At 71.2% G+C, this 16,231-nt stretch carries 11 protein-coding genes, 1 tRNA gene and 1 pseudogene; 3 read left to right on the plus strand and 10 right to left on the minus strand.

Annotated features, from left to right (window positions below):
- The first annotated feature begins 63 nt into the window (after nt 1–63).
- The 3 genes from DA06_RS00700 to DA06_RS00710 all read left to right on the plus strand — a co-directional run bounded on the left by DA06_RS00700 (nt 64) and on the right by DA06_RS00710 (nt 2,407).
- Nucleotides 64–145, plus strand: a tRNA-Leu gene (locus DA06_RS00700).
- Between the two features lie 72 nt (nt 146–217).
- Entirely contained in the window at nt 218–910 is a 693-nt protein-coding gene (locus tag DA06_RS00705) for a response regulator (RefSeq protein ID WP_043496598.1), read from the plus strand.
- Between the two features lie 225 nt (nt 911–1,135).
- The gene (locus DA06_RS00710) at nt 1,136–2,407 is read left to right on the plus strand and encodes an ABC transporter substrate-binding protein (RefSeq protein ID WP_043496601.1); all 1,272 of its coding nucleotides are present in this window, start codon (nt 1,136–1,138) and stop codon (nt 2,405–2,407) included.
- A gap of 66 nt (nt 2,408–2,473) precedes the next feature.
- Here the strand turns inward: DA06_RS00710 and DA06_RS00715 are convergent, their stop codons facing one another.
- The 10 genes and pseudogenes from DA06_RS00715 to DA06_RS00760 form a co-directional block, all read right to left on the minus strand.
- On the minus strand, nt 2,474–3,289 hold the full coding sequence (locus DA06_RS00715; protein ID WP_052436185.1) for an ABC transporter ATP-binding protein: 816 nt from the start codon (nt 3,287–3,289) through the stop codon (nt 2,474–2,476).
- Nucleotides 3,290–3,294: 5 nt separating this feature from the next.
- A pseudogene (locus DA06_RS00720) lies at nt 3,295–4,169 on the minus strand (ABC transporter ATP-binding protein).
- Nucleotides 4,159–5,145, minus strand: a complete 987-nt coding sequence (locus tag DA06_RS00725; RefSeq protein ID WP_043496605.1) for a branched-chain amino acid ABC transporter permease — start codon at nt 5,143–5,145, stop codon at nt 4,159–4,161. Before DA06_RS00725 ends, DA06_RS00720 begins: the two are co-directional and overlap by 11 nt.
- Before the next feature lie 14 nt (nt 5,146–5,159).
- A complete protein-coding gene (locus tag DA06_RS00730; protein WP_418606698.1) occupies nt 5,160–6,383 on the minus strand; it encodes a branched-chain amino acid ABC transporter permease in 1,224 nt (407 codons plus the stop codon).
- 156 nt (nt 6,384–6,539) lie between these two features.
- A complete protein-coding gene (locus DA06_RS00735) occupies nt 6,540–9,620 on the minus strand; it encodes a PQQ-dependent sugar dehydrogenase (RefSeq protein WP_418608298.1) in 3,081 nt (1,026 codons plus the stop codon).
- Nucleotides 9,621–10,089: 469 nt separating this feature from the next.
- Nucleotides 10,090–11,094: a sugar phosphate isomerase/epimerase family protein gene (locus DA06_RS00740; protein WP_043496622.1), complete on the minus strand. Its 1,005-nt coding sequence runs from the start codon at nt 11,092–11,094 to the stop codon at nt 10,090–10,092.
- A gap of 10 nt (nt 11,095–11,104) precedes the next feature.
- Nucleotides 11,105–12,358 carry a Gfo/Idh/MocA family protein gene (locus DA06_RS00745; protein ID WP_052436187.1) on the minus strand — a complete coding sequence of 418 codons (1,254 nt, stop codon included), beginning with the start codon at nt 12,356–12,358 and terminating at the stop codon, nt 11,105–11,107.
- A gap of 79 nt (nt 12,359–12,437) precedes the next feature.
- Nucleotides 12,438–13,484, minus strand: coding sequence for a substrate-binding domain-containing protein (locus DA06_RS00750; protein WP_043496625.1), 1,047 nt, complete (start codon nt 13,482–13,484; stop codon nt 12,438–12,440).
- A 119-nt stretch (nt 13,485–13,603) separates the two neighbouring features.
- The gene (locus DA06_RS00755; RefSeq protein WP_043496627.1) at nt 13,604–14,677 is read right to left on the minus strand and encodes an ABC transporter permease; all 1,074 of its coding nucleotides are present in this window, start codon (nt 14,675–14,677) and stop codon (nt 13,604–13,606) included.
- Nucleotides 14,674–16,194 (minus strand): sugar ABC transporter ATP-binding protein, encoded by a 1,521-nt coding sequence (locus DA06_RS00760; RefSeq protein ID WP_043496629.1) that lies wholly within the window; start codon nt 16,192–16,194, stop codon nt 14,674–14,676. The genes DA06_RS00755 and DA06_RS00760 overlap by 4 nt, the downstream gene beginning before the upstream one ends.
- Between the last annotated feature and the right edge of the window lie 37 nt (nt 16,195–16,231).

Consider the following 16,231-nt stretch of genomic DNA (forward strand, 5'->3'; position numbering starts at 1 on the left):
GGGCGGGGCCGCGTCCTGCCCGACGGCGGTCGCCGGGCGCGGTAGCCTGAGCGCCGCCGTCACGCTCCTGTGGTGGAACTGGCAGACACACCGCACTCAAAATGCGGCGCCGAGAGGCGTGCGGGTTCGAGTCCCGCCGGGAGCACGGTCGTGAAGCCTGTCACGTGCGGCCGTGGCGATGCTGCCGCTGCCAGGGCGGCAATATAGGCTTGCCCGCGTGACAGACAACGAGAACGACGGCGCGACCAGCGCCGACGCGGTCGACACCACGACGGCGGACGCCCCCATCGACCTGCCCGGCCCCGAGGCCGGCGCTGCCGAGGAGGCCGGCACCCGTCGCCGTGTCGTCGTCGCCGAGGACGAGACCCTGATCCGCCTCGACATCGTCGAGTCCCTCACCGAGGCCGGCTTCGACGTCGTGGGCGAGGCCGCCAACGGCGAGCAGGCGATCGCGCTGGCCGACGAGCTCGAGCCGGACGTCGTCGTCATGGACGTCAAGATGCCGGTGATGGACGGCATCACCGCGGCCGAGCGCATCATCTCCAACCGCACCTGCGCCGTCGTCATGCTCACCGCGTTCTCCCAGAAGGAGCTCGTCGAGCGGGCCCGCGACGCCGGTGCGATGGCCTACGTCGTCAAGCCGTTCACGCCCGCCGACCTCCTGCCGGCCGTCGAGATCGCGATCTCGCGCCACCAGGAGATCATCTCGCTCGAGTCCGAGGTCGCGAACCTCGCCGAGCAGTTCGAGACGCGCAAGCGGGTGGACCGCGCCAAGGGCCTCCTCATGACGAAGATGGGGCTGTCCGAGCCCGAGGCGTTCCGCTGGATCCAGAAGACGTCCATGGACCGCCGGCTCACCATGCGCGAGGTCGCCGACGCGGTCATCGAGCAGGTCGGCGCCAAGAAGTAGGCGCCCGGCGCGTACCGACGCCGTCACGGCCCGGCCCCTTCCGGGGGCCGGGCCGTTCTCGTCCCGCCTCGCCGTCGACGATGTGATGTGCGCCACAATCGTGACCGTTCTGTGACACAGCTGGGGCGGCACCCCACTGACACGGGGCGTCCCCGTCACTAGGTTGGCGCGCACGAGACGCGCGCGGTCGCGGGGATCGGCGTGGCACGCTCCTGAGGAGACGGCATGACTCGCAAGACCACAGCTCGTTCCTTGGCACTTGTCGCCGCGCTGTCGATCACGCTCGCCGCCTGCTCCGGAGGCGGGGGCGACGACGAGGGGACGGCCGGGCCTGCCGAGACGGGCTCGGGCGAGCCGCTGAGGATCGGCACGCTCCTGCCGGTGACCGGTTCCCTCTCGCAGCTGGGGCCGCCGGAGATCGCGGGCGTCGACCTGGCCGTCGACGAGATCAACGACGCCGGCGGGGTGCTCGGTCAGGACGTCGAGGTCTCCCACAAGGACTCCTCGGACGCCGACAACGCCCAGGTGGCCACGCAGTCCGTGACCGAGCTGATCAGCGAGAACGTCTCCGTGATCATCGGTGCGGCCTCGTCCCAGGTGACCCTCAACGTCGTCGACGACATCACCGGTGCCGAGATCGTGCAGATCTCCCCGGCCAACACCTCGGCGACGCTCTCCGGGTACTCGCCCTTCTACTTCCGTACCGCGCCGCCGGACACGGTGCAGGGTGACGTCCTCGGCAACCTCATCGTCAACGACGGGCACGCGAACCTCGGCATCCTCGTGTTCAACGAGGACTACGGCACCGGCCTGCGCGACGTGGTCAAGAGGGTGGTGGAGGGGGCCGGCGGGACGATCACCTACGGCAACCCGGGCGAAGAGTTCGACCCCACGGAGCAGAACTTCTCCACGATCGTCGGCAACGCCCTGGCGACGCAGCCCGACGCGATCGCGATCATCGCGTTCACCACCCAGACCCCGCTGATCGTGGCGGAGCTGGTCAACCAGGGCTGGGACATGCCCCGGACCTACTTCGTGGACGGCAACCTGCAGAACTTCGGCACCGACTTCGACCCGGGGACCCTAGAGGGGGCGCAGGGCACCCAGCCGGGCGCGTTCCCCAGCGACGAGTTCCGGGAGCGGCTGCTCGAGGTGGACCCGGAGCTGAAGGACTACAACTACGCGGCGGAGTCCTACGACGCCACGATGCTCGCGGCGCTGGCCGCCGTGCGCGGCGGGGGCACCGACGGCCCGACCGTCCAGGAGAACATGGCGGCCGTCTCGGGAGCCGACGGAGGCACCGAGTGCACCGGCTTCAAGGAGTGTGCCGACCTGCTCGCCGACGGCGAGGACATCGTCTACCAGTCCGTCTCCGGCGTCGGACCGTTCAACGAACAGAACGACCCCTCGGCCGCGAACATCGGCGTCTACCTCTTCGACGACAAGAACAACAACGCGTTCCAGCGGGCGGAGTTCGGCGAGGTCGTCGAGTCCTGAGCCGACGGCGGGCCCCACCCGACGGCGGGCCCCACCCGACGGCGGGCCCCACCCGACGGCGGACCCTCACCCGCCGTGGCGTGGGTCGTCGTCGCCCCCGTCCCTCTGCTCGACGTCGGCGGCGAGCGTGCCTAGGTACAGCTCGACCACCTTCGGGTCGTCCATCAGCGTCCGGCCCGGCCCCGAGTACGCGTTGGCCCCCTGGTCGAGGACGTAGGCGCGGTCGCAGATCTGCAGGCAGCGCCGCGCGTTCTGCTCGACGATGACGACGGACACGCCCGACCGGTTGATCTTGCGGGTGCGGATGAACGCCTCGTCCTGCCGTACGGGGGAGAGGCCCGCGGAGGGCTCGTCCAGGAGCAGCACCTTCGGGTCCATCATCAGCGCGCGCGCCATCGCGACCATCTGCCGCTCGCCGCCGGAGAGCGACCCCGCGCGCTGGCGGCGCCGGTCGCCGAGCGTGGGGAAGATGTCCACGATCGCGGCGAAGCGCTCGGTGAACCGCCTCGGGTCCTGGTAGAGCCCCATCTGGAGGTTCTCCTCGATCGTCAGCGAGGGGAACACGTTGTTGTTCTGCGGCACGTACCCGATGCCGCGGCGCACGAGCGTGTCGGCGCGTTCGTTGGTGATGTCCTCCCCGCCGAGCACGACGGTGCCGGAGCGGACCCTGACGAGGCCGAACAGCGCCTTGAGCAGGGTGGACTTCCCGGCCCCGTTCGGTCCGATGATCCCGACGAGCTCGCCGGGGTGGACCTCGAGGTTGCAGCCGTTGAGGATGTTCACCCCGGGCAGGTAGCCCGCCACGACGTCGCGCGCGGCGAGGATCGGCTCGCCGGCGGGCGCCCCGGCGTGCAGGGCGCTCCCGGTCGTCGACGCGGTCATGCCGGTCACTCCTCCTCGAGAAGCGAGTCGTCGCCGAGGTCGCGGTCCTGGTGCGAGCCCAGGTAGGCGTCGACGACGGCCTGGTCGTGCATCACGCTGCCCGCGGGGCCCTCCGCCACGATCCGGCCCTCGGCCATCACGACTACCCAGTCGGAGATGTGCCGGACCATGTGCATGTCGTGCTCGACGAAGAGGACGGTCATGCCCTCCTCGCGCAGCCGGGTGATGTGGCCCAGCAGCGACTGGGTCAGTGCGGGGTTCACCCCGGCCATGGGCTCGTCCAGCATGATCATCACCGGGTCGCTCATGAGCGCGCGGGCCATCTCGAGCAGCTTGCGCTGCCCGCCGGAGAGGCCGCCCGCGAAGTCGTCCCTCTTGCCGTCCAGCCTGAACCGGGCGAGCAGTTCCAGCGCCTTGTCGGTGATCTCCTGCTCGCGCGCGCGCCACAGTCCGGGCAGCAGCGCGGCGCCGAGCCGCTCGCCGGGCTGGTCGCGGGCGCCAGGCGCATGTTGTCGAGGACCGTCATCCGGCTGAGTGCCTTGGTCAGCTGGAACGTGCGCACCATGCCCTCGCGCGCGACCCGGGCGGCCCCGTGGCGCTCGACCGACCGGCCGTCGAACGTCCAGCGTCCCGAGTCCGCCCGGTCGAAACCGGTGACGAGGTTGAAGAACGTCGTCTTCCCGGCGCCGTTGGGGCCGATGAGCGCGGTGATGGCGTGCCGGGCGATCTCGAGGTGGCCGACGTCGACCGCCTTGATCCCGCCGAAGGTGCGGCTGACGTCGTCGGCCACCAGGATCGGGTCCGGTTTCGACGATCCGGGGACCCGCTCGACGGCGGAGAGATCGGCGCGCGGACCGGTCGCGGTGCTCTCATCGTGCATCGATCGCCAGCTCCTTCCGGTCCCCGAGCAGCCCCTGCGGTCTGAAGACGATCAGGAGCATCAGCGTGATGCCGACCAGGATCCAGCCGAAGTTCTCGATCTCGCCGACGGTCATCGCGCCCTCCGGGATCGCGGCGCGCATGAAGGACTTGATGAGCATGAGCGTCGCCCAGAACAGCATCGATCCCAGGATCGGGCCGAACACGGTCGCGGCCCCGCCGAGGAGCAGGATCGTCCAGATGTAGAACGTCGTGGGCCGGCCCAGCGCGTCCGGCTGCACGGCGCGGGGCAGGACGTAGAGGATGCCGGCCAGCGCGCCGAGCGCGCCGCCGAGGACGAGCGCCTGCATCTTGTACGCGAAGACGTTCTTGCCCAGGGAGCGGACGGCGTCCTCGTCCTCGCGGATGCCCTTGAGGACGCGGCCCCACGGGCTGCGCATCAGCCGCCACACCAGCAGGGCGCCGAGGATGACGACCACCCAGGCGACCAGGCGGAGCCACCAGCTGTTCGAGGCGTTCGTCGAGTAGGTGAAGGGGCCCAGGCTCACGCTGCCGTCGGGGAACGGCGAGGCGCTCTGGAAGGTGGTCTTGAAGGCGTTGCCGAGCAGGCCGTTGGACGCGCCGGTCAGCTCGGTCAGCGCGGTGGAGCGCCCCACGAGCCGGACGATCTCGGCGGCCGCGATGGTGACGATCGCCAGGTAGTCGCCGCGCAGCTTCAGCGTCGGGATGCCCAGGATCAGCGCGAACACGACGGCGCAGGCGATCGCGACCGCGACCGCGAACCAGAGGGGGTGGCCGGCGATCGTGGAGATCGCGAAGCCGTACGCGCCGAGGAGCATGAAGCCGGCCTGCCCCATGTTGAGCAGGCCCGTCAGCCCGAAGTGGACGTTCAGGCCGACGGCGGCGAGCGCGAACGCGGCGGTCGTGGGCGCGAACAGCTCGCCGGCGACGTTCGTGACGAGGTTGGACCAGTCCACTTCGAGCCTCCGGGTCAGCCGATGCGTTCGGCGCGGCCGAGGATGCCTTGCGGCCTCAGCAGCAGGACGAGGATGAGGATCAGCAGGGCTGCGGCGTAGCGCATGTCGCTCGGGATGACGAGCGTCGAGAGCTCGACGACGAGTCCGATGACGAGGGAACCGACCAGCGCTCCGAACGCTGTGCCCAGCCCGCCGAGGGTGACCGCCGCGAACATGAGCAGCAGCAGGGCCGTGCCCATGTTCCAGCGGGTGGCGTTGAGGTAGAGGGCCAGGAGCACGCCGCCGAGCGCCGCCAGCCCCGCGCCCAGGGTCCACACGAGCCGCACGATGCGGTCGACTGCGATCCCCGACGCCGCGGCCAGCGCGGCGTTGTCGGCGACCGCGCGCGTCGCGCGCCCGGTGCGGGTGCCGGTGAGGAAGTAGCCGATCCCCAGGAGGACGAGCACGGCGATGGCCACCGACACGGCCGACTGCTCGGTCAGGCGGACCGGCCCGACTCGGACGATCCCGGGGCTCGAGGTGACGATGCGCAGCACCCCGCCGCCGGCGAGCAGGTTGAAGGTGTACTGCAGGCTGAGCGAGAGGCCGATCGTGACGATGATCTGCTGGACGAGCCCGACGCCCCTGCGGCGCAGCGGTCCCCAGATGCCGCGGTCCTGGAGGTAGCCGGAGACCATCCCGCCGAGCACGGCCAGCGCCCCGGCCAGCGGCAGCGAGAGCCCCTGCACCTGGACGAAGAAGTACGCCAGCAGCGCGCCGAGTGTGACCTGCTCGCCGTGGGCGAAGTTGCTCAGTCCCGTCGTGCCGTACAGGAGCGAGAGCCCGACCGACGCGAGCGCCAGCAGCAGGCCGAAGATGAGGCCGGAGGCGACGAGCTGGACGGCGCGGCCGGACGTCCCGGCGCGCTCGGCTGCCGCGCTCTCCGGCGCCACGTCGGCCTCGTCGCCGCCCTGGCCGTCGGGCGGGACGGCGGCTCCGCCGTCGTCCGTGGTGGGTGCTTCCGACGTCGGTCCGCCGGCTCCGGCGGCAGGCTCGCCGAGGGGGAACAGCGCCCCCGTGGTGCCCCCGAGGTCCACGGTGACGGTGCGCGGGTTCGAGCCCGGGTCGCGCAGGGTCTCGCCGGCCGGCAACGTCGCCTCGTCGAGGGTGACGGTGTACTCGCCGGCGGCGGTGACCGCGGCGCTCCAGCGGCCGGTGCCGTCCGTCGTCGCCTCCACGCTCTGGCCCTCGCCCTCCACCTCGAGGACGACGCCGGGCGCCGGCTCGCCGGCGGAGGTGCGGATGGTGCCGCCGACGCAGCGGGCGGTGCGCCCGGCTCAGAGCCGGGCAGCGCACCCGGCCGTGACCGGGCACGCTCCTGGCGGGGCACCCTCCGTACCCCGCCAGGAGGGTGATCAGCCGAGGGCGACGATGATCGCCTCGGCGTCGCGGACGAGCAGCTCGTGGTCGGTCGCGCCGAGGAACCGCTGGAGGGCGTCGGCGGCCTGTGCTGTGCGTCCGGCGTCCGCGTGGCGGGTGGCCTGGTCGACGAACGCCTGCAGCCGCTTGGCCGCCGAGTCGCTCAGGTCACCCTCGTCGACCAGCCGCTGCAGGTGAGCGGCCAGGGACTCGAGGGTGGCCTCGACGGTGAACGTCACCTCGTGCGCGGTGACGTGACCCGCGGCGTCGGTGGCCGTCACGGCGAGCGTGTGCTCGCCGAGGTCCAGCGTCGCGAGGTCGATGGTGCCCGCCTCGACGGCCTGGCCGTCGATCTGCGTGACGACCTCGGCGACGCCGGACGTCGCGTCGGTGGCGTCGACCGCCAGCTCGACGACGTCCGCCGAGGAGTAGGTGGTCTCCTCGATCCCGCTGACGGCGAGCTCGGGCGCGACGGTGTCGATGCTCACCGTGACGCTGCCGACCTCGGAGACGTTCGCGCCCGAGTCCGTCGCCCGGTAGAGCAGCTCGTGCGCGCCGTCCTCCTCCAGCCGCACGGGGGCGATGGCCCCGGTCCGGCCGTTGCGGACGTTGGTCCAGGTCACACCGCCGTCGGCGGAGTACTCCACCGACGCGACCTGGCCGTTGTCGGACGCGGCGAGCTGGACGGTCACCGGACCGGTGAGGTGCCAGCCGTTCTCGCCGTCGGCCTCCGGGGTCACCGTGTGGGAGACCTCGGGGGCGGTGACGTCGGTGACTCCCGCGCCGTTGAAGGTGAGGCGGTCGAGCTCGACCCCGCCGGTGGACGTGACGTAGACGGTGCCCGAGCCCTCGGGGAACGCGGTCACGGCGGCGTCGACGTCGGACCAGTCGCCGGAGGCGACGTTCGCGGTGGCGAACGGCTCGGCGTCGGGCGAGCCCCAGCGCAGGGCGATGGTGCCCTCGCCGGCGCCGCGGACCGTCACACCGTCGATGCCGGTGAAGTTGACCGGGTCGAAGGCGATGTGGTCACCCGCGTCGAGGGAGGTCACCTTGGACAGGGCGCCGGCCGTCTCGTCCCCGACCACCTCGACACCCTCAAGGGCGTCGGCGTGCTCGGCCTCCTTCACGAAGGGGTTGAGGATGATCGACACCTCGCCCTGGGCGGGCGGGATGTCACCGTTGCCGCTGTCGGTGTAGGTGGCGACGACGACGCCGAAGAGCTTCTCGGTCTCGCCGTGCTCCGGGGCGTCGCCCGGGGTGGCCCAGGCGCCGGCGCAGCCGGAGCCCAGCACCTCGGGGTGGGCATGCGTGTCGTGCCCGAGGCCGAACGTCCAGGACAGGCGCGAGCAGGTCGTCTCGCTGCCGTCCTCGGGGTCGGAGGTGGCAAAGCGGTAGGGCACCGCGTCGCCCCAGTTGAAGAACGACCCGTCGGCCGGGTAGTCGAGCGAGACCGTCGGGGCCTGGTTGCCGACCGTGATCACCCGGGAGGTGATGCCCGTCTTGCCCTCGGGGTCGGTGACCCGCAGGCGGGCGGTGAACTGACCGAGCTCGGGGTAGGTGTGCGTCGTGCTGGCGCCGGTGGCGTCGAACGTGCCGTCACCGTCGAGGTCCCACTCGTAGGTGAGCTCGCCGCCCTCGGGGTCGGTGGAGCCGGAGCCGTCGAAGGTGACGGTCAGCGGTGCCTCGCTGCTCGAGATCGCGTCGGCGGCGATGACCGCCTGGGGAGCCTTGTTCCCCGCGGCGAAGTCGATCCGGTACAGGCCCGCCTCGGGGTTCTGGCGGAAGAAGCCGTTGCCGTAGTCAAGGACGTACAGCGAGCCGTCAGGGCCGAACTCCATGTCGATCGGGCTGTCGGTGATCGCCTGGACGTTGTCCCGGAGCGCGCTGTTCGGCAGGAAGTGCTCGATGTGGGTGACCTCGCCGTCCGGGTCCTCCTGCGTCAGGGCGGCGATGTAGTCCTGGGAGAACTCGTAGAGGAACGTCTTCCCGTCCCAGTACTCGGGGAACTTGCCCGGGTTGTCGAGCTCGGCGTCGAAGCGGTAGGTGGGGCCGCCCATCGGCGCCTGACCACCCTGGGCCTCGAACTCCGTCAGCTCGGGCCAGGGCTGGTCGCCGGCGTTGTCGCCGTACCACAGCTGCGGCGCGGTGGCGGGAGGCAGCACGTCGAGGCCGGTGTTCCAGCGCGAGTTGTTCTCCGCCCCGGCCTCGCAGTCGAACCACTCGCCCGGCGCGGCGGTGGCGAAGTTCCACTCGTTGTAGTTGGCGTTGGGGCCGTGGCAGTACGGCCAGCCGCCGTTGAGCGGTTTGGTGGTGCGCTGCCACTCCACGTAGCCCATGGGTCCGCGGTCCTCGGCTGCGGTGCCGGAGTCTGGCCCGTAGTCGCCCCAGCTCACCGAGTCGGTCACCGGGTCGACGGTCATGCGGAACGGGTTGCGCAGCCCCATGACGAAGAGCTCGGGCCGCGTGCCCTCGGTCCCAGGCTCGAACAGGTTGCCCTCGGGAATGGTGTACGAGCCGTCCTCCTGGACCGTGATCCGGAGGATCGCGCCGCGCAGGTCGTTGGTGCTGCCGGCGCCGCGGCGGGCGTCGAACCCGGGGTTCATGCCCGGCGCGTCGTTGTTCGGGGCGAAGCCGTTCGCGCCCGGCGTCCCGGCCGGGGTGTTGTCACCGGTGGACAGGAACAGGTTCCCCTGCGAGTCGAAGTCGACGTCCCCACCCACGTGGCAGCACTGGCCACGCTGGGCCTCGACCTTGAGGATGACCTGCTCGGTGCTGAGGTCGAGCGCCTGCGCCTCGGCGTCCCACTTGACGCGGGTGAGCTGGTTGTAGCCCTTCCACTGGTCCCAGTAGGAATCGTCGGCGCCTGCGGGCAGGCTGTTGGGCGCGGACCCGGTCGGCGTCGTCGTCGGGTAGCCCTCGCCCTCCATCACGCGCGGGGCGTAGTAGAGGTAGACCCAGCCGTTCTCCTCGAAGTTCGGGTCGAGGGTGGCGGTCTGCAGACCGTCCTCGGAGTTGGCGTAGACGTCGATCGTGTTGACGATCTCGGTGACGCCGGTGCTCGGGTCCGTCAGCCGGATGTCTCCGTTGCGGGGCGGTGTGCAGGACGGACCCGTCCGGCATCACGGCCATCCCGATGGGCTCACCTACGTTCTTGGTGAGCAGGATCTTCTCGTAGTTGGACCAGTCGAGGGCCTCGGCGGCCCCCTCCTCCGTGGAGTGGTCGACCCCGTCGTGGGCGTACGCCGCCTGGGGGACCGCGAGCGCGGCAGTTGCCGCGATCGCCAGCGCGGCGACGCGCATCCTCTTATGCTTCATGTGGCACTTTCCTTCTGACCGATGGGTGTGCTGTGGGGCCCCCCGTCACCCCCGTCGCTGCAACGACGGACCTCATGGGTGGCGGGGTGCTTCGCGTGAAGGTTGTGTCGGGTTCCTTTCTTCCCGTGCCGTCCGGCCGGCGTCTATGCCGGCCGGAAGTCGAGTCGTCACCGGTGACGCCACGGCAGTATGACGCCTCGGCCGCAGTGGCGCCGGGCGCCACGCGCGGCGTCAGCGGGTGCTGAACGCCGCGTCGAAGGCTGCCGCGGAGGGCTCGAAGGACAGCTTGCGGACGAAGGCCAGGGCCTCCGGTGCTCCGACGAGGCGGTCCATCCCGGCATCCTCCCATTCCACCGACAACGGACCGTCGTAGCCGATGGTGTTCAGCATCCGGATCGCGTCCTCCCACGGGACGTCACCGTGGCCGGTGCTGATGAAGTCCCAGCCGCGCCGCGGGTCCGCCCACGGCAGGTGCGAGCCCAGCCGCCCGTTGCGGCCGTTCCCGACCCGGCGCTTCGCGTCCTTGCAGTGCACGTGGTAGATCCGGTCCTTGAAGTCCCACAGGAAGGTCACCGGGTCGAGGTCCTGCCACACGAAGTGGCTGGGGTCCCAGTTCAGCCCGAAGGCCTCCCGGTGCCCGATCGCCTCCAGGGCGCGCACGGTCGTCCAGTAGTCGTAGGCGATCTCGCTGGGGTGGACCTCGTGGGCGAAGCGCACGCCCACCTCGTCGAAGACGTCGAGGATCGGGTTCCACCGGTCGGCGAAGTCCTGGTACCCGGCGTCGACCATCTCCGCCGAGGCCGGCGGGAACATCGCGACGTACTTCCAGATCGAGGAGCCGGTGAACCCGGTGACCGTCCGGACGCCGAGGCGCGCGGCGGTGCGAGCCGTCATCTTCAGCTCCTCGGCGGCGCGCTGCCGGACCCCCTCGGGGTCACCGTCGCCCCACACCCGGTCGGAGAGCATGTCACGGTGGCGCTGGTCGATCGGGTCGTCGCAGACGGCCTGGCCCTTGAGGTGGTTGGAGATCGTCCAGACCTTCAGGCCGTACCTCTCCAGGATGTCGAGCCGGTCCTGGATGTAGGCGTCGTCCTCGGCGCCGCGCCACGGGTCGAGGTGGTCGCCCCAGCAGGCGATCTCCAGCCCGTCGTAGCCCCACTCCGAGGCGAGGCGGGCGACCTCCTCGAAGGGCAGGTCGGCCCACTGGCCGGTGAACAGCGTGATCGGTCGTGCCATCTCACTCTCCTCAGTTCTGCCCCGCGGCGGCGGGGACGTCCTGCCCGGTGGCTGCCGGCGCCGCGACCTCGTCGGCCCGGCCGTGCTCGGGGATCTCGGTGTACTCGCTGCGGCGCCCGGCCGAGCGCTCGACTGCGTCAAGGACGCGCTGCACGGCGAGGCCCTCCTCGAACGACGGCGTGGGCTGCTCACCGGCGGCGACGGCGCGCACGAGGTCCACGGCCTGGTGGACGAACCCGTGCTCGTAGCCGAGGCCGTGGCCGGGCGGCCACCAGCCCTCCACGTACGGGTGGTCCGCCTCGGTGACGAGGATGCGCCGGAAGCCACCGGTACGGGCTGGCTCGCGGGCGTCGTAGTAGTTCAGGACGTTCATGTCCTCGAAGTCGAACGCGAGCGACCCCGCGGACCCGTTGACCTCGATGCGGATCGCGTTCTTGCGGCCCCAGGCGAAGCGGGTGGCCTCGAAGATGGCCGGGGCGCCGCCGGCGAGCTCGCCGATGAACATCGCGGTGTCGTCGACCGTGACAGGGACGCGGTCGGCCCCGCCCCTGCCGCTCAGTCCGGCGAAGCTCTCGGCGACCGGCCGCTCGCCGACCAGCGTGTCGAGGCGGCCGGAGACCCCGGCCAGCCGCTGCCCGGTGATGAAGTGGGTGAGGTCGACGATGTGGGCGCCGATGTCGCCGAGCGCCCCGGAGCCGGCCTTCGCCTTGTCGGTGCGCCAGGAGCCCGGCGTGTTCTCGTCCGCGAGCCAGTCCTGCAGGTACTGGCAACGGACCTGCCTGACCTCGCCGATGCGCCCCTCCGCCACGAGCTGGCGGGCCAGGCTGACCGCGGGGACGCGGCGGTAGGTGAAGCCGACCATCGACAGCACGCCGCGCTGCGCGGCGGCCGCGGCCGCCGCGGCCATCTGCTCCGCCTCGGCGAGGGTGTTCGCCATCGGCTTCTCGACGAGGACGTGCTTGCCCGCCTCGAGCGCGGCCGTGGCGATCTCGGCGTGGGTGTCCCCGGGTGTGCAGATGTCGACCAGGTCGATGTCGTCACGCTCGACGACGCGGCGCCAGTCCGTCTCCACCTCGGCCCAGCCGAGCTGCCGCGCGGCCTCCGCCGAACGCTCCGGCGAGCGGCCCACCAGGACCTGCATGACCGGGTCGCACGGAAGGTCGAAGAACCGCGGCGCCACCCGCCAGCCCTGGGAGTGCGCCCGGCCCATGAAGGCGTAGCCCACCATCGCCACGCGGAGCGGGCGTGCTGCTGCTTGAGTCATTTCTCTTCCTCTCGCACCGGCGCGTGCGCCGCGCGCCGGCCGGCCCGGGCCTCGCTCGGCCCGGGCCTGGTCGGTTCCGTCAGGACTGGAACGCGGTCGGCAGGTACTCGTCGACGTTGTCCGCCGTGACCACGGGGGCGTAGAGCTGCACGAGCCGGGGCACCTCGATCTCGACGAGGTCGCTCATGGCCTTGCCCTGGGCGAGGAGGCGGGCGAGACGGATGCCGTCGGCGGCCTGGGTGGCCGGGTAGATGACGGTGGCCTCGACGACGGAGTCGCCGGACTTGATCTCCTCCATCATGTTGGCCGAGCCGGCGCCGCCGACGAGGAAGAACTCGTCACGGCCAGCGTTCTCGATGGCCGCGAGGACGCCGACGCCCTGGTCGTCGTCGTGGTTCCAGATCGCGTCGATCTCGGGGGCGGCCTGGAGCAGGTTCGCCGTCGCGGACTCGCCGCCCTGGACGGTGAAGTCGGCGGCCACGCGGTTGGAGACCTCGAGGCCGCACTCGCCGAGCGCGTCGGCGAAGCCCTGGCTGCGGTCCTGGGTCAGCGGCAGGTTGTCGATGCCGGCGATCTCGGCGATGACGGCGTCGCCCTGGTCGCCGAGCCGCTCGCACATGTACTCGCCGGCGCTGCGGCCCATGCCGTAGTTGTCGCCCAGGACCGTGACACGGGCGGCCTCGGGACGGGAGAACTCGCGGTCGACGTTGATGACGGGGATGCCCGCTTCCATCGCCTCGGTGGCGACCTCGGTGAGCGCGGCGCCGTCGAACGGCAGCAGCACGATGGCGTCGACGCCGTCGTTGATGAACGTCTCCACCTGGGAGATCTGGAGGTTGACGTCGTTCGTGCCCTCGGCGACCTGGAGGTCGATGTCCTCGTACTTGGCGGCCTCGGCCTCGGCGGCGGAGGTGATGGCGCCCATCCAGCCGTGGTCGGCGGCCGGGGCGGAGAACCCGATGGTGACGGTCTCTCCCGTCTCGTCGTTGCTGCCCGCGGGGGCGGCGGCGTTGCCGCCACCGGTGTTGGCGGGCTGCTCCGGGGTGTTGGACGTGCACGCCGCGAGCAGGGCCGCGGAGGCGACCAGGGCGACGGGGGCCGCGAGGCGCCGGACGGAAACAGACATGGTGGTCTCCTTTGACGTTCAGGAACTGTGGGTAGGGGGTAGGGGTTGGAGCTCGGTCGGTAGGAGGTCGCCGCAGGGATCCGGGCCCGGAGCGCGGGCCGGACCGGCGTCCAGCTCGGTCAGCTGGATCTGGCGCGGGTGGCGAAGCGCTGCTGGAGCAGGACGGCGAGGACGATGATCGCGCCCATGGCCAGCGCCTGCGCCGAGGTGGACAGGTTGTTCTGGATGAAGATGTTCCTCAGGACGGCGAAGAGGAGGACGCCGAGAACGGTTCCGACGATCGTGCCGCGGCCGCCGATGAGGAGCGTGCCACCGACGACGACGGCGGCGATGGCGTCCAGCTCGTAGAGGTAGCCGTTCGTCGAGCTTCCGGCCGTGGTCCGGGCCAGCATCATCACGGCCCCGATTCCCGCGGTGAGCCCGGCGATGGCGAAGACCCACATCGTGTGCCGCTGGACCTTGATGCCTGCCAGGCGGGCCGCCTCGGGGTTGCCGCCGACGGCGATGGTGCGCCGGCCGAAGGTCGTGCGGGCGAGGAGCACCCATCCGCCGACCGCGACGAGGACGAAGATCCACACGATGACCGGGACGCCGAGGATGTCCGCCCGGAAGAACTCGAGGTACCCGTCGACGTCCACGATCTGGGTGCGCCGGTTGGAGATGATCTCCGCGAGGCCGCGGGCCGCGACGAGCATCGCCAGGGTCGCGATGAACGGGACGACCTTGCCGTAGGCCACGATGATCCCGTTGACCAGGCCTGCCGCGGTGCCGACGGCGAGCGCGGTAAACACCATGACGATCCAGTGCGTGTTCTCCGCCATCGTCTGCGTCGCGAGCGTCGACGCCCACACGGTCGCCAGACCCATGACGGACCCGACCGAGAGGTCGATCCCGCCCGCCGTGATGACGAAGGTGACGCCGATGCTGATGACGCCGAGGACGGCGGTCTGCTCGAGGATCACCATGATGTTGCTCAGGCCGACGAACCGCGGGCCGGAGGTCACGATGCCGATGACGACGAGCAGGACGAGGGCGATGATGAGGCCGAGGCTGTGACCCAGACCGCCGAGCTGGAACTTCGGTGCGCGCCTGCTCGGGACCGCGGACGCGCCGACGTCACGGTTGGTCGGTGGCAGTCCCGTCCCCTCGGGGCTGCTTCCCGCCGGCACGGTGGCCGACTGGTTCTCACTCATACGTGGGTTCCTTCCATGACGAGGTCGAGCACGCGGTGCTCGTCGATCTGGTCAGCCGGACCGGAGTGGACGACCGCGCCGTCGGCGACGACCAGGACGTGGTCGGCGAGGCCGAGCACCTCCTCGATCTCGCTGGAGACGACGACGATGGCGGCGCCCTGGGCGGCGAGCCGGCGGATGAGCGTGTAGATCTCGGCGCGGGCGCCGACGTCGACGCCGCGTGTGGGCTCGTCGAGCAGCAGCACGTCGCAGCCGTGGACGAGCCAGCGCGCGAGCATGGCCTTCTGCTGGTTGCCGCCGGAGAGGGTGCGGATGGCGCGGCGGGGGTCGGCCGGAGCGAGCTGGAGCGCCTTGATCTGCTCCTCGGCGGCGGCGCGTTCGCCCCGTTCGTCGAGGAAGCCGGCGCGGGCGAACCGGCCGAAGGTGGACAGGGTGATGTTGCGGAAGACGGGCTCGTCGAGCAGGAGGCCCTGGCTCTTTCGCTCCTCGGGGGCCAGACCGACCCCGGCGGCGACGGCGGCCGGCACCGAGCCCCGCCGCATTGGCTTGCCGTTGACCTTGACCGTCCCGGCGTCGGCGTGCCGTGCGCCGTAGAGGGTCTCGAGGATCTCGGACCGGCCAGCACCCACGAGTCCGGCCAGACCCACGATCTCCCCGGGACGCACGGTGAAGGAGACGTCCGAGAACACCCCGGAGAGCGCGAGGCCGTCGACCTCGAGGACAGGCTCGTCCGAGATGGCTCCGCTCGGTGCGCCACCGAAGTTCGTCTCCACCTCGCGACCGGTCATGAGCGGGATGAGCTTCGCCGTCGGGGTGTCCGCCACGGCGAGGCTGGTGGCGACCGTCCGGCCGTCCTTGAGAACCGTGATCCGGTCCCCGATCTGGCGGATCTCCTCCAGCCGGTGGGAGATGTAGATGATGGCGACGCCCTCGGCGCTCAGCGACCGCACGACGCGGAAGAGGTTGGACACCTCCTCGGGGTCCAGCACCGCGGAGGGCTCGTCCATCACGATGACCTTGGCGTCGTGCGAGAGCGCGCGCGCCATGGACACGATCTGCTTGCCGGCGGCGGAGAGCCGCCCGACCTCTCGCGAGGGCGGGATCTCCGGGTGGCCGAGCCGGCGGAGCAGCTCGCGCGTCCGCTGGTGAGCCTCGGCGCGCCGGAGGAAGCCGCCGTTGGCGAGCTCGTGACCGAGGTAGATGTTCTCGGCCACGCTCAGGCCGTCGACGACGTCGAGCTCCTGGTACATGGTCGCGACACCGAGCTCGAGCGCGGACTGCGGCGAGTCGATCGAGACCGGCTGACCCTGCCAGAGGATCTCTCCACGGTCGGGGCGGTGCGCGCCGGCGAGCGTCTTGATGAGGGTGGACTTGCCGGCGCCGTTCTGCCCGAGGAGACAGTGCACCTCGCCGGCACGGATCTCGAGATCTACGCCGTCGAGCGCCTTGGCTCCCGGGAAATGTTTGACGATGCCGCGCATCTGCAACAACGGCGGTGCGGGGTCTGCTGTGACCATGGGCACAACGTATAGCGGACTTTCGTCGCACGTCAAG

Source organism: Georgenia sp. SUBG003, assembly GCF_000715355.2.
Lineage (GTDB): Bacteria > Actinomycetota > Actinomycetes > Actinomycetales > Actinomycetaceae > Georgenia.